At 69.3% G+C, this 21,256-nt stretch carries 17 protein-coding genes; 6 read left to right on the plus strand and 11 right to left on the minus strand.

The window, feature by feature from the left end; all coding sequences use genetic code 11:
* Window positions 1-120 precede the first annotated feature (120 nt).
* The gene (locus GTY47_RS28065) at window positions 121-570 is read left to right on the plus strand and encodes a hypothetical protein (protein ID WP_010043339.1); all 450 of its coding nucleotides are present in this window, start codon (window positions 121-123) and stop codon (window positions 568-570) included.
* 174 nt (window positions 571-744) lie between these two features.
* A complete protein-coding gene (locus tag GTY47_RS28070) occupies window positions 745-2,181 on the plus strand; it encodes a hypothetical protein (protein WP_010043341.1) in 1,437 nt (478 codons plus the stop codon).
* Between the two features lie 21 nt (window positions 2,182-2,202).
* Here GTY47_RS28070 and GTY47_RS28075 read toward each other — a convergent pair whose 3' ends face one another.
* The 3 genes from GTY47_RS28075 to GTY47_RS28085 are packed head-to-tail and all read right to left on the minus strand — an operon-like array spanning window position 2,203 to window position 3,961.
* Window positions 2,203-2,805, minus strand: coding sequence for a hypothetical protein (locus GTY47_RS28075; RefSeq protein WP_010043344.1), 603 nt, complete (start codon window positions 2,803-2,805; stop codon window positions 2,203-2,205).
* 16 nt (window positions 2,806-2,821) lie between these two features.
* Window positions 2,822-3,661: a hypothetical protein gene (locus GTY47_RS28080; protein ID WP_010043346.1), complete on the minus strand. Its 840-nt coding sequence runs from the start codon at window positions 3,659-3,661 to the stop codon at window positions 2,822-2,824.
* 39 nt (window positions 3,662-3,700) lie between these two features.
* Window positions 3,701-3,961, minus strand: coding sequence for a hypothetical protein (locus GTY47_RS28085; protein WP_010043348.1), 261 nt, complete (start codon window positions 3,959-3,961; stop codon window positions 3,701-3,703).
* Window positions 3,962-4,166: 205 nt separating this feature from the next.
* Here GTY47_RS28085 and GTY47_RS28090 point away from each other — a divergent pair, with 205 nt between their 5' ends.
* Window positions 4,167-4,427, plus strand: a complete 261-nt coding sequence (locus tag GTY47_RS28090) for a WXG100 family type VII secretion target (RefSeq protein ID WP_010043351.1) — start codon at window positions 4,167-4,169, stop codon at window positions 4,425-4,427.
* Between the two features lie 325 nt (window positions 4,428-4,752).
* On the opposite strand, the gene GTY47_RS28095 is transcribed toward GTY47_RS28090, so the two are convergent.
* Window positions 4,753-9,234: an FtsK/SpoIIIE domain-containing protein gene (locus tag GTY47_RS28095; protein WP_010043353.1), complete on the minus strand. Its 4,482-nt coding sequence runs from the start codon at window positions 9,232-9,234 to the stop codon at window positions 4,753-4,755.
* A 98-nt stretch (window positions 9,235-9,332) separates the two neighbouring features.
* A complete protein-coding gene (locus tag GTY47_RS28100; protein ID WP_010043354.1) occupies window positions 9,333-11,672 on the minus strand; it encodes a serine/threonine-protein kinase in 2,340 nt (779 codons plus the stop codon).
* 108 nt (window positions 11,673-11,780) lie between these two features.
* On the opposite strand from GTY47_RS28100, the gene GTY47_RS28110 reads away from it, so the two are divergent.
* Window positions 11,781-12,446 (plus strand): hypothetical protein, encoded by a 666-nt coding sequence (locus GTY47_RS28110; RefSeq protein ID WP_029181415.1) that lies wholly within the window; start codon window positions 11,781-11,783, stop codon window positions 12,444-12,446.
* On the opposite strand, the gene GTY47_RS28115 is transcribed toward GTY47_RS28110, so the two are convergent.
* Window positions 12,361-14,100 (minus strand): serine/threonine-protein kinase, encoded by a 1,740-nt coding sequence (locus GTY47_RS28115; protein ID WP_010043357.1) that lies wholly within the window; start codon window positions 14,098-14,100, stop codon window positions 12,361-12,363. The genes GTY47_RS28110 and GTY47_RS28115 overlap by 86 nt on opposite strands.
* A 93-nt stretch (window positions 14,101-14,193) precedes the next feature.
* Complete coding sequence (locus tag GTY47_RS28120; protein WP_010043360.1) at window positions 14,194-15,042, minus strand: menaquinone biosynthesis protein; 849 nt, start codon at window positions 15,040-15,042, stop codon at window positions 14,194-14,196.
* Window positions 15,043-15,361: 319 nt separating this feature from the next.
* On the opposite strand from GTY47_RS28120, the gene GTY47_RS28125 reads away from it, so the two are divergent.
* Window positions 15,362-15,565: a cold-shock protein gene (locus GTY47_RS28125; RefSeq protein WP_004984723.1), complete on the plus strand. Its 204-nt coding sequence runs from the start codon at window positions 15,362-15,364 to the stop codon at window positions 15,563-15,565.
* A gap of 133 nt (window positions 15,566-15,698) precedes the next feature.
* Window positions 15,699-16,358, plus strand: a complete 660-nt coding sequence (locus tag GTY47_RS28130; RefSeq protein WP_010043363.1) for a class I SAM-dependent methyltransferase — start codon at window positions 15,699-15,701, stop codon at window positions 16,356-16,358.
* A gap of 60 nt (window positions 16,359-16,418) precedes the next feature.
* On the opposite strand, the gene kstD is transcribed toward GTY47_RS28130, so the two are convergent.
* The 4 genes from kstD to GTY47_RS28150 all read right to left on the minus strand — a co-directional run.
* A complete protein-coding gene (gene kstD / locus GTY47_RS28135) occupies window positions 16,419-18,200 on the minus strand; it encodes a 3-oxosteroid 1-dehydrogenase (protein ID WP_010043365.1) in 1,782 nt (593 codons plus the stop codon).
* 89 nt (window positions 18,201-18,289) lie between these two features.
* Window positions 18,290-19,501, minus strand: a complete 1,212-nt coding sequence (locus GTY47_RS28140) for an MFS transporter (protein WP_010043367.1) — start codon at window positions 19,499-19,501, stop codon at window positions 18,290-18,292.
* Between the two features lie 91 nt (window positions 19,502-19,592).
* Window positions 19,593-20,192 carry a TetR/AcrR family transcriptional regulator gene (locus GTY47_RS28145; RefSeq protein WP_010043369.1) on the minus strand — a complete coding sequence of 200 codons (600 nt, stop codon included), beginning with the start codon at window positions 20,190-20,192 and terminating at the stop codon, window positions 19,593-19,595.
* A 58-nt stretch (window positions 20,193-20,250) separates the two neighbouring features.
* The coding region (locus GTY47_RS28150) for a substrate-binding domain-containing protein (protein WP_063738917.1) at window positions 20,251-21,256 on the minus strand (1,006 nt) is incomplete at its 5' end.

The following is a 21,256-nucleotide window of genomic DNA, read 5'->3' on the forward strand; positions in this document are numbered from 1 at the left end:
CGCAAGCGTGCCGCGATCGGTGTCCGTGCCTTCAGGGTTCCACAGGGCTCAGGTGTCCAACGCGTCAACGCCCCCTGTGCCTTTTTTCCGCCGCAGTCGTCGGCTGCGGACGATCGGCGCTTGTACGAGGACGCGGAAGGCGGCAGGCTGCTCTGCTCCGTCGACGAGCCGCAGGACGTCGAGGGACGGCGTCACTACGCGGTGCGTGACGTGCAAGGGCAGGTCATCGGGACGATTCAGCGCATCGCTCCGCTAAAGCACGCTTTGAAGCCGACCTGGCGCGTGGCCCAGCCAGGGCACCCCGAGATCGTGACCAGCGCCGAGTGGGCAAAGGGGGGCCCCAAGGAGATGGTCCAGCGCGGCGCGGGCAAGATGCTGCTGGGCGTCGTCCAAGCCGTCGCCGACATGGGGGCGGAGGGCGGTGACCAGCCCGCCAAGTCGCGAGTCCTCGAGTGGAAGGCCGGCGACGAACTCGTCCTGACCTCCGAGGGCGACCGCAGGTTCCTGGTCCGGGCCTCGTGGCTGGACCGCCGCCTCGTCTTCGCATATGCGCTCCTGCGTACCGGTTGAACACATCCGAAGAGCGTGCCGAGTGAGGGCTTCTCTTAAGAGCGCGTTTGCATACAGTAAAGAGTTGGTGATCAAACGATCTTACGGGAGGCCTCGTCCCTAGCCTGGGGCAGCGACTCCACAGCCTTGACCGGCTGGTTCCGGGACACACGCTCTAGGGAATGAAACGTGGGCATGAGGACGGTCAATCCGGACGACCTGGACCAGCTCGCGAAGCTGCTCGACGGGCGCGGCGGGGTACAGGACAGACTGGATGAAGCATTCACCAGAGCCTCGAGGCTGGGCGTCACGAGCAAGTTGACTGCGCTCAAGCCTCTGCGCGGCTGGGCCAAGGACACGGCACCGGATTTGCGCAAGCGGGCCGTCTTCGCCCGGTTGGAAAGCGGTGACCCCCAAGCCGGACTCATGTGGGCCGGGTTCAGCCCCAAGGAGATCGAGAAGTACAAGAGCGAGGGGCTCGGCCCCGACGCTCTCCTCCTGGCCAACTCCGTCGCGGCCAGCGACGATCCGAACGCCTACAAGTTCAAGCGACAGCCCGACGAGTCGCTGGCGGACTGGATCCAGCGGCTGGAGGCTCACGCCATAGCTCAAATCCCCGGGCTGCAGCCGCACGAAGAGACGATCGCCTCCATGATCGGTCTGTACGGCGACTGGGGCTCCGTGACCGCTGCCACGGCCGTCGTCACGCTCCAGGGCACGTCACTGACCAAGGTGCTGCTGGGTAACTCTCTGAAGGCGGGCGCCCTTCGGACCTGGAAGACGCGGCTCGGCGTGGCACTGCGCGGCTCTGAGAGCGGACTCATACGGTCCGCTGGGAACGGCCTGATCAAGTGGACACCCAAGCTGCGTTCACTGAGTGCGCCGGGCAGTTGGCTGCCCGGTCAACTCGGCTCGCTCTTCGGCCGTAGCACCACCTATCAGCGCCTCTCCCGTATCCCCTTCACCAGCGGCATTCGCGGAGACCTGATCGGCCAAGGCTACAACTGGGTGCGCGCCACGCCCTTGATGAACACGCTTCGCGCCAACGGCGTCATCGACTTCCTGGTCGGCTCCGACCAGGCGGCCAGGATGTACGGCGGTTTCACACACTCCGGTCAGGCTGTCGCCCGCGCGGGTAACGCGAGCCTGATCAAGGTGTTCACCAAGGCCGCGAACAGCCAGCGGTTCGCCAACTCCGTGGCGGAGGCCACGAATGCCGCACGAGGCGCAGGGGCCCTGCGCACGGGCCTGGGCGCCGCTGCCAAGACCGCCGGGTTCCTCCGCGGCGCCGGCATCGTGGGCGGCGTCCTGTCGACCGGCTTCAGCGCCGCCAACGTCGTTTCGCAGGGCAACCCCGTCGACGCCTTCAAGAAGAAGGGCGCCGCATACGTCGCCGACGTTGCTGAGGTCGGCTTCAACGCCTCCCTCACGGCGGCCATGGTCGCCCCCAACCCGGTCACCATCGGTCTCGCAGTGGGGACGGGCCTCATCTACGGCGGCGCGAAGGTCGTCCAGCACTGGGACGACATCAAGGAGGGCGCGGGCAAGGCGGCAGGCTGGGTCGGTGACAAAGCGAAAGACCTGGGGAAGAGCATCGCCAAGTCCAAGGCGAATCCCATGAACTGGTTCTGACTTCCGCCCAGGGGCCGAGAGCTAAGCCCGCAGCCCCCGCCGCCGAAGCCGCCCGTACAGTACAAAACCTTCCGTCGCGGTGAGCAGCCCTGCGGACGTCCAGACGAGGTATGGAGCAACGCCGTTGACGCGACTGCTCAGCCGTGGCTTCAGCCAGCCTTCCGGATCGACCACCAGAGTTACGTCCTGCCCTTCCCTGAGGTCGCCCTCACAGCCGTCGGGGTCGTCCACCTCGTAGGCGTCGGACTTGTCCGTATCAGTTGTCACGACCGTGCAGGCCCGGCCGTCCCCGTGTTTCTTCCAGTACGTGCTGACGTCGCCGATCACTGCGCCGTGCCGCACGCCACGATGGTTGAGGAGGTAGTCGCCCATGGCCGGCCCCACAAAGAGCATGAAGGCAAACCCGGAGACTGCTACGCACGCACCCGGTCCGGCACCACACATGGCCCAGGCAACTACCAGCGAGAGCATGGCCAGGATCGCGCCCGCCAACATCAGTGGGCCTTGGTGCTGAGCCAGCCACGCACACCCGGTCAGCGCCAGGGGCAGAAAGACGAGGACCCCCAGCGTGCCGAGCCGACGCCGCAGTTCCTGTCGGCTCGCACGCGGATACACCTCGGTCATGTCCGAGACTCCGGTCTCACTCGCCCGCGATCAGCAGTTCTTCCTTGTCCGGCAACAGATCCGTCAGTTTCTCCCATATCTCGGCGGAGTCGGACTTCACCAGAGCCAGCGCGCTGCCCGGGCCGACTTGGCCCGGCATGATGGGTTCTTCGGGCTGCTCGCGGATCCAGTAGCCGAGGGGGCCGCAGTCCCAGACGGCCAGGGCGCGGACCATGGTGGAGCGCTGGCCCTCGTGTTCGCCGTCCCAGGCGGTGGTGATGCGCCAAGTGGCGTTCAAGGAGACGACCAAATCCAGGAATTGGCCAAGGACCGGGTCCTTGAGCTTGGTGTCCGCCTCGCTGAGTGCCTTGCGAACGAGGTCGCGGGTCGTGTCCTCGTCGGCGCCAGGCTCTTCCGGAGTGACAAACGCGGCGTCCAGAGCGCCCATGGTCGTCTCGACTCGTACTTCGGGAGCGCCTTCCACCGGCTTCTCCCCGCGATGCAGGTTGACCTTGCGGGCCAGTTCCCACACGAGGGTGTTCGGCTCGATGGAGACGTACTCAGACTCTTCCTCGCCCGGCCAGCCGTCGTGTGAGATCACGGCCTCCTGACCCACGACCACACCGTGGTTGACCACGCCGTGCTCGCCCGTGATCTCCACCTGAATCATGACCATCGGGTCGGCCAGGGCGCCGAGCGGCTCGCGGAGAACCGGAGCCAGTTCTCCCTCCTCGCCTACCAAGCCGATGCGCTGGAGCTCGACCAGTGACTCCCACAGCTCCTCAGGCGGCGTCTCACCATCCAAGAGGTGCGCGAACACAGCGATGTGGCGGTCGGCCAGCCGGAAACGGGCCCGGGAGCTGTCGTACGAGGGCACTGGTACAGGTTCCTCTCGCCGTAGCGGGGGCAGCGCCCGCTACTTCTTCTCGTCCTTCAGGTCCTTGGCGTCCTGCGCGCACTTGTGCGCTTCGTCGCGCAGCGCCTTGGCGACCGTGCCGCACGTCGTCTGCCAGCCCTTGAGCCGCCCGCGCACGTCGTCCGCGTTGGGGCCCGACCAGGTCTTCATCCCGATGGTGCTGTGCTTCTTGGCGGCATCGACAAGCGAGTCGATGTGGTCGGCCAGCGACCTCAGCTGGCTGGCCCGCTGGTTGAGTTCCTGAATGTCAGGATTTGCCATAGCAGCCTCCCCCGCTGTCCCTGGAGCCTCAGCATACTGGGGCACCGTGTAGACCTTCGTCGGGCTCCCGGCCCAGGCCAACACCACTCGTTCACACGAAACTCCCATCTCCCAAGGCGCTGGACTGCAACTGCGTCTGGTGCGGTAGCGTCCCCTGTTGCAAACGGATAGTCCGTTTACCTAACGTGACACGGGGAGGATCGCCATGGATCGCGGTGCAGATCTCACTCAGCTTCGGGAGCTGTCCAAGCTCTTCGGCAAGAAGGCCACCGACCTCCAGGGCCTCATCAAGGCTCTGGAGACGGCCACCAGCCGGAGCTCGGGTTACTGGAAGGGCCCCAAGGCCGACCGCTTCCGAAACGACTGGCACGACGTGAAGCCGACGTTCGACAAGTGGGTCGACACGCTGAACGAGGCCAGCAAGTCGGCCAACACCAGCGCCGACAACATCGAGCGCGCCACCTGAGCCGACGCTGCCGCGCCGATGCCACAGCCTGACGGGGCGTTCCTTCGAGGTCCTCGAACCTCGTACGGGATGCCCCGGCGGCGTTTTCAGCAGGACACACGGGCTTCGACAGGCCGAGCTCTTCCATGGCCAGTTCACGATGAATAAGAAACAGCAGCAGCGCCGCCCCGCAGAACCTGGCCTCCGGACTCCTTGGTTCCCGATCCAGCGCAGCCGCAAGAGCCCGGCTCCAAATCCGTCCGTCCCACCAAGCCGTAACCACGGAGCCCACACAGCGGGCCCCATCTGAAAAAGCAGGGCCCGCTGTGTCGTCATTGGCCCTCGGTCAGACGTTCATCACAGCCTGAACCGGCACGAACGCCCCGCCAGTCACAAACAACCCGCTGCCGGCTGCCCCGCCACCGCTGTTCGCAGGCAATCGGATGCCGAACAGTTCGCCGTCCGACGTGCTTTGCGGCGTCAGCAACATGCCGTTGCGGGACTTGCGGGCCTCGACTGCGAAGCCCCGGTACTGGCCGGACAGTGAGTCCGTCGTGCCGGCGGCGAGCAGGCCCACGCCGCCATCGGCTCCCTGACGGATGACCCCTTCCAGCGGCTCGTCCAGTGGCGCGTCATAGAGGAGTTCGGCGTCGTCGACCACGACGACGTACGGTCGCCCGTCGAGTTGGTCCTGGAGCTCTTCCAGGTCGTCACCCGAGCTTTCCGCGTTGAGCACGCCGAGTACCCCTTCTCGATCCTCGAGTTCCCGCAGCGGGGACCGGCGAGGTGTCACGACCACCAGAGGAGTGCCTGCTCGCAGAAGGAACTCGGCGGCGCACAGCAGTGCAGTCGAACGGCCGGACTTCGGTGGTCCGGCAATGACAAAACCGGGCCCGTTCTCCTCCAAGTCGATGCCGATGGGGTGGAGTTCATCGCCTCCGACGGCGACCAGCGCCCACAACGGCGACGGCGGCACGAAGTCCGGGTCCAGGGCCATCGCCTCCGACGCTGTGATGCGCGTCGGCAGAGCGTCGACGCGCAGGGGGCGGCGGCCCGCCGGGACTCGGCCGTAGCGCGTTCGCGCCTCCTCCGCGATCTCGCGGAGGGCGCGGACCTGGGCCTGGCCGGCCGGATCCGGCGCCAGCAGACCGATCTGTGTCTCGTCCACGCCCGTGTCCGTGATACGCAGGGCGCGCCCGGGCGGCATGTTCTTCGGAACCTCGCGGGCATGGAGACCGGCCGTTGAATAGTCGTTCGGGTCGGCGAACCGCATGACGAGTCGGTCGGCGAAGGCCGAGGAGACGTGACCGCTCAGACCACTGCGGTCGGCCGTCATGACGACCTTCAGGCCCGCTGCGGATCCCTCACGGAAGAGTCTCTGGGCCGCTTCCAGCAACTGGCCGTAGTTGTAGTTCTCGAAGGTCGACGCGAAGCCTTCCCAACTGTCCAGGAGCAGAACCATCCAGGGCAGGCGCTCCTCCGGGGAAGCTCCCGCGCGCTGCTCCGCCGCGCTCGACGCGCCCTCCATCGCCAGTAGTTGCTGACGGCGGGCGATCTCCACCTGGAGGCGCTGGATCAGCCTGCGGACCCGGTCCGGCTCATCGCGTGTCACGACGGCGCCGACATGCGGCATACGCACCAGGGGCAGTAGAGCGTTAGAGCCGCAGTCGATGGCATAGACGTGCACATCGTGCGGGGATGTGTTGCGGGCCAGTGAGCCGGCGAGCGTGCGCAGTGCCGTCGAGCGGCCGGAACGAGCGCCACCGAGCAGCAGGGTGTGCTCACCGTGCACCAGGTCCAAGGACACCGGCATGCGGGTCTGCTTCGCCGGCAGGTCGATCAGGCCGTACGGGATGGGAGCCACGTCGTCGCCAGGGATGGTGTCCGGTGCGCCACCGTAAGTGGACAGTTCGTCCAGCGTGACGGACTCCGCCAGCGGCGGAAGCCACGGGCTGCGCTGTTCGCCGAAGCCCATCCGCTCCGCACCGTCGCGCACCGCGTCCACGAGGACGGCCAGGTCGGTGACCATCGTGCCGTCGTCCTCGGCCTCTTCCCGCTTGGGCAGCGGGCGAGCGTAGGCGTTCCAGGGCAAGGGCACGAGCGTGGCCTTCGGCCCCGTCTGCCCCGTGGCCGGGCGACGGCCACCGATACGGGCCGACTGCACACCGACGAGCGACTGGGCGCCGGAACGGACGTACATACGACCTGGCGTCGACTTCGAGATCGCGCCCGAGTCCGGTGCATCGATGACGTCCATCGACTCCGCGGCGTCCGTCACCCGCAGGGCGATGCGGAGGTTGGTGTTGGCCCGGATGTCGGCGCTCACCACACCCGCGGGACGCTGCGTCGCGAGAATCAGGTGCACGCCGAGAGAGCGGCCTCGGCGTGCGATGTCGACCAGTCCCGCGATGAAGTCGGGCAATTCCGCGACCAGGGACGCGAACTCGTCTATGACCAGGACGAGCCGGGGCATCGGCTCCAGTTCGGGGCGGAGCTTGCGGATGTCGTTGTAGTCCTCGATGTCCTTGGCGGCGGCGTCGAAGAGAATCCGCTCCCGGCGATGCAGCTCGGCGGCGAGCGAGGCAAGGGCCCGCTCGGTCAAGTGGGCGTCGAGGTCGCTGACCATGCCGACGGTGTGCGGCAGGCGAGCGCAGTCCATGAAGGCGCTGCCGCCCTTGTAGTCGATGAGGACGTAGTTCAGGGCGTCGGGGCGATTCGCCACCGCCAGCGAGGCGATGATCGTCTGCAAGAGCTCGGACTTACCGGCACCCGTCGTACCGGCGACCAGGGCATGCGGCCCGTCGCGGCGGATGTCCAGGACGAATACGCCATCGGCGGCGATCCCAATGGGTGCAGACGTCGTCGAACCACCGGCCTGCCAGATGCGCTCCACGTCGACGCCCGCCGGGTTGGGCATGTTCAGCAGGTTCAGCAGTCGGGCCGAGGTGGGCAGTGCAGAATTCGCGTCGTCACGACTGACATCCCGGATGGGGGCGAGAGACCGGGCCAGGAGTTCGCACCATTCGTAAGGCACCTGGTCGGCGAGGACGTCACCGACGGCCTCCAGGCCGTAACCGCGCACCCGGACGTGATGGGCCGCGTCGGGCGACCACGCCACGACGGCCTTGCACTCCTCGGGAAGCAGCCGCTCGTCCTCGTCGATGCAGAGGGCGAAGATCCCGTACTGCGGGCCCTCGGCCAGGAGTTGGGGAACGCCGGGTACGCGCCGCAGCAACCGTGCCCCGTCGAGTATCAGGAGCACGTTGGCGTCCGGATACAGATGGCCTGTCATGTTGTGCTGCTCGCGGGCCGCCTTGCGTCGAGCCAGCTCGTTCAGAAGTTCGTTGACTCGGCGGCTGATGCCCTCCGAGTCGAAGCCGACCAGAGCGACGCAGTCCTGTCCCTCGTCGGGGTTGGTGTGGGGCAGCCAGTGTGCCCAGTGCCACTCTGCGCCGGCGGCGGGTGTCGCAGCCAGCGACACCAGTGACAGGTCTCGGGGGCTGTGCAGCACGGCGGCCTGCACGCTCAGCCAGCGCGCAGTGCCGAGGGCGCGGGCGCGGTCCCCCGCGATACCGACCACGCCGAGCCGGGCAAAGGGCAGGGTGACCGGGACATCCGGCAGGAGCGGGGGCTCCGGGGGCTCCTCGTCGTGCGACGAGCCGCCGCGTGCGAAAACGAGTTCCACGTCGGACGGCAGAGCGCCGACCCCGATACGCAGTTGCATCGCGTCCGGGTCGGTGAGGCGGCGCTCCCACAGACGGCGGCGGGGGCCGGTCGCGTGGAGGAGGACCTCGGCCGGGTCGGGGTTGTCCTCGCGCCGGGCGCGCTGTTCTTCCTTGCTGAGGGTGACGAGTTCGGCCTCATAGGCCGCGAGGTCCTTCTTGTACTGCTTGAGGGACGTCTTGTGCTTCTTCTTGCCCTCGCGGTTCTCACTGATCCACTGGGCCAGCATCATGAGCGGGCTCATCAGGCAGAACAGCAGCATGTAGATCTGCTTGGTGAAGAGGTACATGGCCAGCCCGAACAGCATGGGCATGAACGCCATGATGAACTGGAAACGCGCGCGGTCCCCCTTCGTGGGGGGCACCGGCACGGCCAGCCTCCGCCGAGGCCGCAGCGGCGAAAGGCGAGGAGGGCGGTTGTAGGCGAGGCCGCCCTCGCTCATCGGAGCCAAGTGCGCGTCCGGCTCGACCACCTTGTCGAGTACGAGCAGCGTGTCACCCACCCGTACGACACCGCCGAGCGGCCAAGGAGTCCCGCCCGTCACAGGATCGTCGTTCAGCCGGATGCTGGCGCCGGCCTCCGGTGCGAGCACGACGTTGCCCTGGAGGTCGACCGTCAGCCGGAGGGCGATCGGCGGCAGCGAGGCATCCGGCAAGGGCAACGAACAGGTGGGTGCCGATCCCGCGGTGGCCGCGCCGACACCCAGCCGGACCACCCGTCCGGAACCGGGACCACCGGTTACCCGCAACTCGTACTGTCCTACGGGCTCACCCTTGCGCAGCAACGGGCCTATCGAGCTGTCGACGGAGACGCGCATGCCGTCCCGCAGGACTCCGGCCGCCGGTGCCTCCGGATCACACAGCACACCATCGGCCCACAGCGCCGGCGCTCCGGTCACCGCCGTCCCGTAGCCAGGCAGCGAAGCCAGTGAGGTGCCGGGCATGGCCACGACGTTCCCTGTCCCACCGCCATGCGGTGCGACGCTCTGTCCGACGGCCTGCGCCAGTACCTCCGCGACATCGCCTGCCGTGGCGGTGTCGTCGGCGGTGACGACGACGTCCTCCGGCTCACCGCCTTCGCGTACGACCGTGACCAGCATCTGCATGGTGGTCATCCTCCCCGTCGGCCCCTGTGGCCACGTTCGTTAACTTCAGCTAACGGAGACTATGGCAGTCCCCGGCCTCGCTCCCCAGCGCCCCGGCGTCAGACTGCCGGCATCGCGTAGATCTCCGGCCCGTTCGTCACCAACAGCCGGTTTCCGGCATGGGCCATCTGCCACGGGGCGCCGGAGTCCTTGTCGTCGGTCCAGGTCCAGCGCACCTTGCCGGTCTTGGCAGCAAGGGCGATGACACCCCCCGACAGGGGTCCGGAGGCGCAGTACAGCGTCATGCCGACCCTCACGAAGGTCTCCGGCCCGCCACGGTCCTGGTCCTCACACAGCCAGAGCCGCTTCACGCTCTTGACGTCGACGGCCCATACGCCGCGGTCGTAGTCGCTGACATAGAGCACGCCGTCGATGACGGCAGGGTTGTTGAAGCCGCGGCGTCCCTTGGGTGAGAGGGTCCACCGTGTGTCGCCTGTCTCCGCGTCGACCGCCGTGAGCTTCTCGCCGGGCAGAAAGACGAGGCCGTTCGCGACCGTCGGCTGCCAGGCCCAGTCGTCGCCGATCTTCTGGGTCCACAGCTGGTCACCGGTCGCGGTGTCGCGCACGGTGAGGTTGTAGTTGGAGTCCGTGTAGACGAGGTGCTTGCCGGAGACGGTGCCCTGGACGTCGTAGTCCTTCGTGCCCCAGTCTCGGTGCTGCAGCCACACCCTTCTACCGGTGCTGTGACTGACCGCGGCGACCGCAGTGCGGTACTCGGTGGCGCTCGTGGCCCTGGAGTAGTCGGTCACCGTGACGTACACGTTCTTGTCGTCGATGGCGATGGTGCCCTCGACGCCGAGTTGTTTGCCGAGGCGGCTGCGCCACACTTCCTCGCCGGTCTTCACATCCCGCGCGACGAGGACTCCCTCCGCGCCGCCATCGGTCAGGAACACCTTGCCGTCACGGAACAGTAGCTGGGAGCCGGGGGCACAGATGTCAGGCTTCGACCAGCGGGCCTTTCCGGTCTTCACGTCGTACGCCACCAAGGGATCGCCGCTGACCAGGAGCAGGCCGTCATGGATGAGGAGCGGTACGTCAGTGGTGGTGCTGTCCTCCGCCGCCTGCTCGTGCCACAGAGGTTGGGGAGCGACGCCGGCCGGCGGGGTGGTGAAGTTCTCCTCGACTGGTTGCGCGGAACCGCCGGCGCCACTCCTGCCGGTCGCCGTTCCGGAGGGGTCACCGCCCCGGCCGAGCCACCAAGCGACGGCTCCGCCCGTCACAGCCACCGCGCCGGCACCGCCGAGCGCAAGACCGAGGACGCGGCGGCGGGAGGGAGCGGTGGCGAGGGCTGGCGTGGTCGTCCCGTGTCCCGGTGTCTGCGCGTCACCCGGCGGTGTGGCGTAGCCGGGCATCGGGGTGCTGTAGGCAGCAGGGGTGCCGCCATGTCCAGAGGCCGGCGGGTACCCGTACCCCGGCGTCGGTGTGCTCGCCGACGTTGGCATCCCACCCGCCATCGCCGGTGGGGGCCCGAAGGACGCAGCGACCGGGGGCTGAGGCTGCTGCGGTGCCTCCAAGTCCAGTATCCCGGCCGCATGCGTGGCGATCGTCGATGCCACCGCCGACGGCAGCCAGTCGCTGAGGACACCCTCGACACCCTGTGGTGCGAGTGCCGCCACGATCTCCGACGGCGCCGGTCGATGCGCCGGGTCCTTCGCGAGACATGCGCGTACGAGGCCCAGCAGTTGCTGCGGTACGCCCTCCAAATCGGGCTCGCCATGCACAACCTGGTAGAGCAACGAGGCGTGCGAGACGGCTCCGTGACCGAACGTGCCCCTGCCTGTCGCCGCAAACGCGAGCACGGCACCCAGCGAGAAAACATCACCCGCCGGGCCGACATCCTTACCGAGCGCCTGCTCCGGTGACATGTAACCGGGTGAGCCGACCACGACTCCCGTCTGTGTCATACGGTTCCCGTCCACCGCACGCGCGATACCGAAGTCGATGACGCGCGGGCCATCCGCCGCCAGCAGGACGTTCGACGGCTTCAGGTCCCGGTGGATCAACCCCGCCGCGTGCACCTCCTGGATGGCAGCGGCGAGACCTGCGGCCAGTGCCCGCACCGTCCGCTCAGGCAAGGCACCGTGCGCGGCGACCACATCCGTGAGATCCGGACCGAGCACGTACGACGTCGCCAGCCATGGCAACGGCGCGTCAGGGTCGGCGTCCACGACAGGGGCGGTGAAGCGGCCGGAGACTGCCTTGGCTATCTCGACCTCGTGCCGGAAGCGGTCGCGGAAGTCGCCATCCGCTGCCAGATCCGGACGTACGACCTTCACGGCCACGGTACGGCCACCGGGTGAACGGGCCAGGTAGACGCGGCCCATGCCGCCGGCACCGAGTCTTCGCAGGAGACGGTAGGTGCCCAACTCCGTTGGATCGTCCTGCTGCAGCGTCTCCATTTGTGGGCCTTCCCCGTGTCACGCGTTGCGATGCGCTGATCACATTTGATGGTGTTCGCTATCGCAGACACAGTAGTGACCGCTTGAGCAAGGCGAGAGTCAGGGGCCATGAGCGGAAGTTCGGCGAAGCCGAAGCGGAGAGAGGCAGCCAAGGCCGCCCTGCGGTACAAGCACCGGCCCGGCCGGCCCGCCGCCGGGCGGCTGAAGAAGCCGGACTGGGGATGTGCCGTGGGTTGTGCGGTGATCCCCGGCGTCTTCGTCCTGCTGACGCCGCTGTACTTCTTCGACATGTACTGGGGGGACGACCTCTGGAGCGGCTTCGCCGCCGCGTGGCCCCGCGGCGCGTATGCCTTCGCCGCCACCGTGGGGGCACTGGTACCACTGGTCTTCCTCGCCTGGGCCTGGCCCCTGACCCGGATGAACTGGAAGAAGAGCAAGCCGCGTTCGCTGGCCTGGGCTGCCGCCTCGCTGCCCGGGCTGGCGGCGGGGTACCTGGTCGCCGGGGTGATCGTGGGGACCACACGGCCCAAGCGGCGCCGCGACTGGGACTACGACTGCTACAGCGAGGGCGGGCCCTGCTGGGTGCATGTGCACTACCCGTGGCTGTGGGCCGTCGGTCTCGTCGCCACGCTCGCCGCGGCCGCGCTGCTGGTCACCCTGCTCGTCAGGTACAGCGGTCGGTCCTCCGCTACCGCACCTTCGACATCCGAGCCTGAGGACGACCCGACTCCTCGCTCTCCGAGCGGTACTGGAGGTCGTCGCCCACCGGGCTGAGGCGCACGGTCGTGGGGGCCGGGTTGCAGCCGCTGTGGTTGGTCTTCGCGCCCACCGACGTCGCGACGAGCTCCTTCTTCGTCACCTGCTTCAGGGTCAGTACGTCGACGCAGACGCCGCCGATCTGGTCGGTCTGGCGGAGTCGGCCCAGCTCCTCTCCGATGGCCGCCCGTTCGACGGTGATCCGGAACGTGCCGAGGGGCAGCCTGCCGTCGAGGGCGCTGCCCTGGCCCTCCCAGGTGCCGAGGTACGCGGCGGGCACGGCGCCGGACGGGGCGGAGCTCGCGGTCGCCGCAGGGGGAGAGTCGGTGCCCGCGCCGGAGTCGCTCGTGTCGTCGTCGGAGGTCCGGCCCGGCAGCAGGTCGAACACGAGCACCGAGCCGATCGTCACGGCGGCCATCGCCCCGGCGACCGCCAGCGCCACGGTGCAGCTCAGCCTCCGCACCCGTCCGCCGCCCTCCGGCGTGGACGTCGCCGCCACGGAGACGGACACCTTGCCGGGGCGCCGGCCGGTGGGCGGTGGGGCGGTGTCGTCCTGCGGACCGCCGTCCCGGGGTGCGGGTACGGCGGCGGAGGGGGCCGGGGGCGTGGGCATCACCGGCGGCGGCCCGAAGACGCCGGCCGTCGCGGCCCCGGCCGGACCCGACGGCCCCCACGACTCCACCGATTCCACCGACTCCACTGCCGGACCCTCTGGTGCGGCCACGGACGGGCTGCTGAAACCGACCGGCCCCGAGGGGCCCCCGGCCCCTGGTCCGGTCGCCTCCAGGTTCAGCAACTGCACGGCGCTCCGGCTCACCTGCTCGACCAGCGCCCCCGGCAGCCACCCGCCCGCCACCAGCCTGGCCGCGCCCTCGGGAGCCAACCGCCGGGCCACCTCGGCGGGGGCAGGCCGCGCGGCCGGATCCTTCGTCAGGCAGGCCGCCGTGAGCTCCCGCAACGGTCCGTCCAGCCCGCCGAGCTCCGGCTCCTCGTGGACGACCTTGTAGAGCAGGGCCGCCGAGGAGTCCCCGGGGAAGGGTGGTTCGCCGGTCGCCGCGTAGGCCAGGACCGCGCCGAGCGAGAAGACGTCCGCCGCGCCCGTGACGCCCTTGCCGAGGATCTGCTCGGGCGACATGTAGCCGGGCGAGCCGATCGACACGCCCGTGGACGTCAGGGACGCCGTACCGTCCGTGGCCCGCGCGATGCCGAAGTCGATCAGCAGCGGGCCGTCGAGCGTGAGCAGTACGTTCGAGGGCTTCACGTCCCGGTGCACCAGGCCCAGCTCGTGCACCGCCGCCAGCGCCTCGGCCAGCCCCGCCCCCAGTGCCCGTACGGTGTGGGCCGGCAGCGCGCCGCCCTCGGTGACCGCGGCCGACAGCGAGGGGCCCGCCGCGTACGCCGTCGCCACCCACGGCACCCGGGCGTCCGGGTCCGCGTCCAGGACGGGTGCCGTCCAGGCGCCGCCGACCCGGCGCGCGGCCTCCACCTCGCGGCGGAACCGGGCCCGGAACTCCTCGTCCAGTGCGAAGTGCGGATGGACGATCTTGACCGCGACGGTACGGCCGCCGGCGCTGCGGCCCAGGTAGACCCGGCCCATGCCGCCGGAGCCCAGCCGGCCGAGCAGCCGGTAGGGCCCGACGACGGTCGGTTCGTCGACGTCGAGCGGCCGCATGGCGTCACCCCTCCCCCGTAGGCGCCCGCAGGCCCTCGCCGGACCCCGTAGGCGCGCACTCCCCAGCAGAGTAGTGCGCGAGCGCGGGCCCGCTCAGGGCTGGAGCAGGGCCACCTTCACGTCCGCGGGGAAGCCGGTCGTGGGGCCGACCCGGCGGGCGAACTCGGCGACCGCCTCCAGCTGCGGGCCGCCGAAGCGGAAGTCGAGCGTCGTGAAGTAGCGGGCGAGGGTCTCCTCGTCGAAGTCCTCCCAGCGGGCGGCCTGCTCGGCGACCTTGCCGACCTCCTCCAGGGAGAGGTTGCGGGAGTCGAGGAAGGCCTCGTGCACCTTGCGCGTGATGACCGGCTCGCGCTCCGCGTAGTCGCGGCGCGCCGCCCAGACCGCGAAGACGAACGGCAGGCCCGTCCACTCCTTCCACAGCGTGCCGAGGTCGTGCACGTCCAGGCCGAAGCGCGGCCCGTCGAGCATGTTCGCGCGCAGGGCCGCGTCGCCGATGAGGACGGCCGCCTCGGCCTCCTGCATCATCAGGCTCAGGTCGGGCGGGCACGTGTAGTAGTCGGGCCGGACGCCGTAGCGCTCGGCGAGGAGCAGCTGGGCGAGGCGCACGGAGGTGCGGGAGGTCGAGCCGAGGGCGACGCGGGCGCCGTCCAGCCGGTCCAGCGGGACCTGCGAGACGATCACGCAGGACATGACCGGGCCGTCGCAGCCGACGGCGATGTCGGGGAAGGCGACCAGCTGGTCGGCGTGCTTGAGGAACTCGACCAGGGTGATCGGGGCGATGTCGAGTTCGCCCTGCACCAGCTTCTCGCTGAGCTTCTCCGGGGTGTCCTTCGTGAGCTCGAAGTCGAGGAGCGTGCCCGTTCTGGCGAGCCCCCAGTACAGGGGCAGGCAGTTCAGGAACTGGATGTGGCCGACGCGCGGCCGGGTGCGAGGATTGTCCACATCGTGAGGCTAGCCCTCATGGCGTAGGGGGCCGCGTCCGGCCCCGCCGTGGGCCCGTGACCGGCGGTCGGCGCCTTCGCCGCCAGTCGGCGGAGCGTGTTCAAACATTCGGGTGACGTGATCTTGACCCCTATTGCATTCCGGGGCCTGCGTGCTAGGCTCGTCGCAAGTTGCAGTTTGGTTTCCCTTGCAGTACAGAGCCTGCGGAGCATGTGACCGCGGGCTCTCGTCATTCTCAGACGTATGCAGTTGTGCAGAATTCATCTTCACACTTGCTGGTTCTGGAGCAGGGCAACCCTTTTGAGCCCAAGGAGGGCTTATGGCTACCGGAACCGTTAAGTGGTTCAACGCCGAAAAGGGCTTTGGTTTCATCGCCCAGGAGGGCGGCGGCCCCGACGTCTTCGTCCACTACTCCGCGATCAATGCGACCGGATTCCGGTCCCTCGAGGAGAACCAGCAGGTGTCTTTCGACGTCACGCAGGGTCCGAAGGGCCCGCAGGCTGAGAACGTCACGCCGGTCTGATCAGTAGTACCCAAGGAGCCCCGCGCCGTCAGGCAGCGGGGCTCCTGCCTTTTCCGGCCCTGCCACCCGATGAATTCCCGGTGAATTCTGGCCACGGGCCTGTCGATCGGCGCTCGCGCTAGGGTCTGCTGCCATGGCCGATGCTGACTTCCTGATCGAGACTCGCAGGTTCTACGACACCGTCGCCGAGGAGTACGCCGTCCACTTCCGTGACCTGGGGGCTGGGATGCCGCTGGATCTGGGCGTGCTCTACGGATTCGCGGAGCTCGTGGGTGAGGGGGGCGAGGTCGCCGACCTGGGGTGCGGGCCCGGGCGGGTGACGGCGTTCCTGGCGTCCCGGGGGCTGTCGGTGTTCGGACTGGACCTGTCGGAGTCGATGCTCGCGATCGCCCGCCGCGAGAACCCGGGCCTGCGGTTCGAGAAGGGCTCGATGCAGGAGCTGGACCTTCCGGACGGCTCGCTCGACGGTGTCGTGTCCTGGTACTCGACCATCCACACACCCGAGGAGCACCTGCCCGCCCTCTTCGCCGGTTTTCACCGCGTCCTGCGTCCCGGCGGCCACCTCCTCCTCGGCTTCCAGTGCGGTGACGAGCCCCGTCACTACGAGCAGGCCTTCGGCCACTCGGTGGCCCTGACCTTCCGCCGCCGCCGGCCGGAGCACATCGCGGCCCTGCTGGAAGCCGCCGGTTTCACCCTCCGCGCACGGACCGTGCGCGAGCCGGACGAGACACGCGGCGAGCCGGTCGCCCAGGCGAGCCTCGTGGCCCGCAAGCCCCCGGAGCCGATCTCCTGAGCCGATGTCCCGAGCCGATCTCCTGGCCGTGCCAGCGCAGCGCCGGTACCACTTGTCCGCCTACGACACCCCCGCGACATCCCGCGCCGCGATGTACCCGAACGTCATCGCCGGCCCGATCGTCGAGCCCGCGCCCGCGTAGCTGTGGCCCATCACCGCCGCGCTGGCATTGCCCGCCGCGTACAGGCCCGGGATCACCGAGCCGTCGGGGCGCAGGACGCGGGCCCGGGCGTCCGTCCGCATGCCGCCCTTCGTGCCGAGGTCGCCGGGGACGATGCGGAAGGCGTGGTAAGGGGGTAGCCAGAGGGGGGCCAGGCAGGGGTTCGGGAGGACCGACGGGTCCGTGTAGTAGTGGTCGTAGGCGCTGTCACCGCGGTGGAAGTCGGGGTCCTCGCCCCGCCGTGCCTGGGCGTTGAAGCGGTCGACCGTCGTGCGCAGGGCCGCCGCCGGGACGCCGATCGACGCGGCCAGGGCGTCCAGGGTCCAGGCCTTGTGCGCGGCGCCCGAGTCGTACCAGGCGTCGGGGAGGGGCAGGGCCGGCAGGACGTCCTTGAAGAGGTAGCGGTTGCGGTAGTTCTGGTCGACGATCAGCCAGGACGGGATGGCCGGGTCGGTGTCGTGGACGTCGTACATGGTGTGGACGACGTCGCTGTAGGGGGCGGCCTCGTTGACGAAGCGTCGGCCGGAGCCGTTCACCAGCAGCCCGCCGGGCAGGGTGCGTTCGGCGAGGCAGAAGTAGGGCTCGCCGGGGGCGGGGATGGCCGGCCCCCACCAGGCGTCGTCCATCAGGTCGAGCGCCGCGCCCAGCCGCTCCCCCGCCCGGATGCCGTCGCCGGTGTTCTCCTTCGCCCCGACGGTCCACTCGGTGCCGATGGGCTGTCGCTGGAATCGGTCCCGCATGGCGGCGTTGTGCTCGAATCCGCCCGAGCCGACGATCACGCCCCGGCGGGCGCGGACCAGGCCGGGAGCGCCGTCGCGGGTGACGACGGCTCCCGTCACCCTGCCGTTCTCGACGTGCAGGTCCGTCAGAGGCGTGTTCAGCCATACCGGGACCCCGGCCGACGAGAGCCCCGCGCGCAGGCCCGCTGCCAGTGCCTGGCCCATCGTCAGCGGCTTCTGGCCGAGGAGCGCCGCCTTCGTGCCCCGCGCGAGGCACTGGGCGGCGACGGCCGCGCCCCGGGTGTTGACCGCGGCGAGGGCGATCCACTTGTAGTCGGCGCTGAAGACCACCATGCCCGCGGGGACGTCCATGTACGGCGGGTTCAGGTGTGCCAGCTCGGCTCCCAGGAGGTTGCCGTCGAGCTGGTCCGGCTCGATGGAGCGGCCGTTCGGCAGTCCGCCGGGCAGCTCGGGGTAGTAGTCGCTGTAGCCCTCCATCCAGCGGAAGCGCAGGGGGCTGTGGGCCATGACGTAGGAGATCGTCGCCGGGCCGTGGGTGAGGAAGGCGCGCTGCCGGTCGGCGGGGACCTCCGGGCCGACGACGGCGGCGAGGTAGGCGGCGGCCTTGGCCGGGGTGTCGGGGACACCGGCCGCGAGGATGACCGGGTTGTTCGGGATCCAGATCCCGGCACCGGAGCGGGGGGTCGAGCCGCCGAAGGTCGGGGCCTTCTCCACGACGACGCAGCTCAGCCCCTGCCCGGCGGCGGTCAGCGCGGCGGTCATCCCGGCCGCGCCGGAGCCGACGACGACGACGTCGTACGTGCCGAGCGGGGGTAGGTCGGCGGCGTGGGCGCCCTGTTGCACTCCGGCGGCGACCGCGAGGCCGGCACCCGCGGCGCCGGCCAGGACTCGTCTTCGGGACGGGGCTTTGGGAGTCCCCGCGGAGTTCGTGCTCGTGGTCATGGCCGCTCCAGCCCGATGAGGAACGCGAAGGGGTGGGGACTGTCGCGCGCGGGCCTTGCGAAGTCAAGAGCCATGCGGTCGGGGCGAGTTCAGATCCGGTCGCGGGACGCGGACCCGGCGTGGGCCGGACGTCGGTCGGGCTGAGCGTGCTCCGCGGGCGTTCCGGACCGCCCGGAGGTGAACTCGGGCAGCAGTGTCGTGAGCCCGAGGACGGCCATGCCGGCACCGAGCCAGAGGGTGGCGCGCAGGCCCCAGACGTCGATGGCGACGGCACCGAGGGAGGAGCCCAGGATGACGCCGAGGGTGATGAAGGAGGAGTGGACGGTGTTGACCAGCGGGCCCGCGTTGCCGGCCCGCTGGACGCGGGTGACCATCGCCGGGTTCATGGTGACGCCGACCAGTCCGATGCCCAGCATGCAGGCGACGGCGGGGACGGGCAGGTCGGCGAGGAGCGCGAACCCCGCGAGGAACACCGCGTTGAGCGAGAGGCCGACGGCGAGGACGGGCACGGTCCGACGGTCCGCGAGGCGGCCGACGACGGTGTTGCCGATGACGGTGGCGGCTCCGTAGGCGATCAGCAGGGCGGGGACGGTGCCGGTGGAGAAGCCGGTGATCTCGGTGAGGATCGGGTTGAGGTAACTGAAGGCGGAGAACGTCGCGCCGATGATCAGCGTGCTGGTGGGCAGCACCAGCCACAGCTTGGAGTTCCGGAAGACGCCGAGCTCCTCGCGGAGCGAGCCGCCGCTCCCCGCGCGCTCCAGAGGGGGCACACCGGCGAGGGTCACGGCCGCGGCGACCAGCGCCAGCGCCGAGATCGCCCAGAACGCCGCGCGCCAGCCGAACCGCTCACCGACCAGGGTGGACAGCGGCAGGCCGAGCAGCGTGCCGAGCATCAGCCCGTTCATGACCACCGCGATCGCCCGGCCGCGCACCTCCGGGCGGGCGAGCTGGACGCACAGCGAGACGGCGACGCCGAAGAAGGCCTGCGAGGCCACGCCGGTGATGATCCGGGCGGCCGTCATCACGGCGTAACCGGGTGCGGTCGCGGCCAGGACGTTGCCGGTCAGGAAGACGGCGAAGAGGGTCATCAGCGCGGTGCGTGGCGCGAGTTTCGTCACCGCCATGGTCAGGAAGGGTCCGCCGGCCGACATGGCCACGGCGAAGGCGGTGATCAGGTACCCGATCTGGGGGACGGTGGCGTGCAGGCCCTCCGCCATCTGCGGCATCAGCCCGGCGACCACGAACTCGCTGGTCACCATGGCGAAGATGCCGAGCGCCAGGATGTATACGGCACGGGGCACGGGAGGCTCCTCTGCTGCTCGGTTCAAGAGTTATGTATTGATCAGTTCAAAACTGGGCCATGACAGAGCCCGAGGTCTCCCTCGGGCGGGTTCAGGACACCAGCGCGTCCATGGCGGTCTCGACGATCACTTCGAGGTCGGCCCGGCCGGCACCGCCCTGACTGGAGACACGCAGGCCGGCGACCGTGGCGTTGAGAAACCGGGCGAGTGCTTCCGGGCCACGCGCGGAGGTGATGCTGCCGTCACGCCGGCCCTGCTCCATCACGGCCCGGTAGACGGCGAGGCGCCGCAGGGTGTCGCGCTCCAGCATCGCGGCCGCCTCGGGGTCACGCGCGGCCAGCTCCACCACGGTGTTGACCCCCAGGCAGCCGAGGGCCCGCCCGGAGCCGATCCGGCACTCCGTCTCACTCTCGACGACGTTGGCGAGCAGAGCGCGCACCCGGTCGGCGGCGGGCCGCTCCGCGTCGTCCAGGACCGCCGTCTGAACCGCCGTCATGGCGTCCAGGTAGCGGGCGAGGGCCCGCTCGAACAGGTCGTGCTTGCTCCGGAAGGTGTTGTAGATGCTGCTGCGCCCCAGACCGGTGGCGTCGCACAGATCCTGGGTGGACGTGGCCTCGTAGCCCCGCTCCCAGAACACGCGCATCGCCGCGTCCAGGGCCCGCTCCTCGTCGAACTTCCTCGGCCGGGCCATGGCAGGGACGCTAACAGTTTTGAACTGAAGGTTCCAATACCGTGTTCGCCGGCGCCCGCTATTCGAGACCGATCGCCTGGCAGTCCGCCTTGTACTTCGCGGTGCAGATGTCCTTGACGGTGTAGACCCCGTCCGTGATCACCGTCTCCTTGATGTTGTCCTTGGTGAGGGCGACCACCGGCACCAGCATCGCCGGGATGTCCTTCTCCGTGGGGCTGTCGACGGTCTCCCGGGTCAGCGCGGCGAACTCGATCGAGCGGCCCTGGACCTTGGCCACGGCGATCTTCGCGGCGTTCGTCGCCTCCAGCAGGAACGACTTGTACACGGTCATGTACTGCTCCCCCGACACGATCCGCTGCACCGCGTCCAGGTTGGCGTCCTGCCCGGTCACCGGCGGGATCTTCGTGGCGCCCGCCTCCTTCAGCGCCTCGATGACCGCGCCCGCCATGCCGTCGTTGGCGGAGTAGACGGCGGCGATGTTGTTCAGCCCGACGGTGCGGATCGCCTTCTTCATGTTGGCCTTGGCGATCGAGGGCTTCCACTCCTTGGTGTCGTACTGCTGGACGATGTCGACCTGCCCCTGGAGCTCGCTGAGCGCCCCGTCCTTGAACCGTGCCGTGTTCGGGTCGGCTGGGTCGCCGTTCATCATGACGACCTTGCTCTTCTGGGCCTTGTCGCCGAGCTCCCCGACGATGGCGCGGCCCTGCACCTGCCCGACGAGTTCGTTGTCGTGGGAGACGTACGCGTCGATCGGACCCTCGGCGAGCCGGTCGTAGGCGATGACCGGGATGCCGGCGTCCTTGGCCTTGCGCACATCCGACGCGATGGTCTTGGAGTTCAGCGCGTCCACCAGGATGACGTCGACCTTGTCGTCGATCATCTGCTGGAACTGCTCGCTCTGTCTGGACACGCTCGCCTCGGCGTTGGCGTACTTGACCTTGCCCTGGTTCTCGGTGAGGGAGGCGACCTCCTGTTTGATCAGGGGGTAGTCGAACTTCTCGAAGCGTGCCGTGTCCCGGTCGGGCAGCAGCAGGCCCACCGTGATGTCGTTGCCCTTCTTCACG

This window comes from Streptomyces sp. SID5464, assembly GCF_009862985.1.
GTDB lineage: Bacteria > Actinomycetota > Actinomycetes > Streptomycetales > Streptomycetaceae > Streptomyces > Streptomyces chartreusis_D.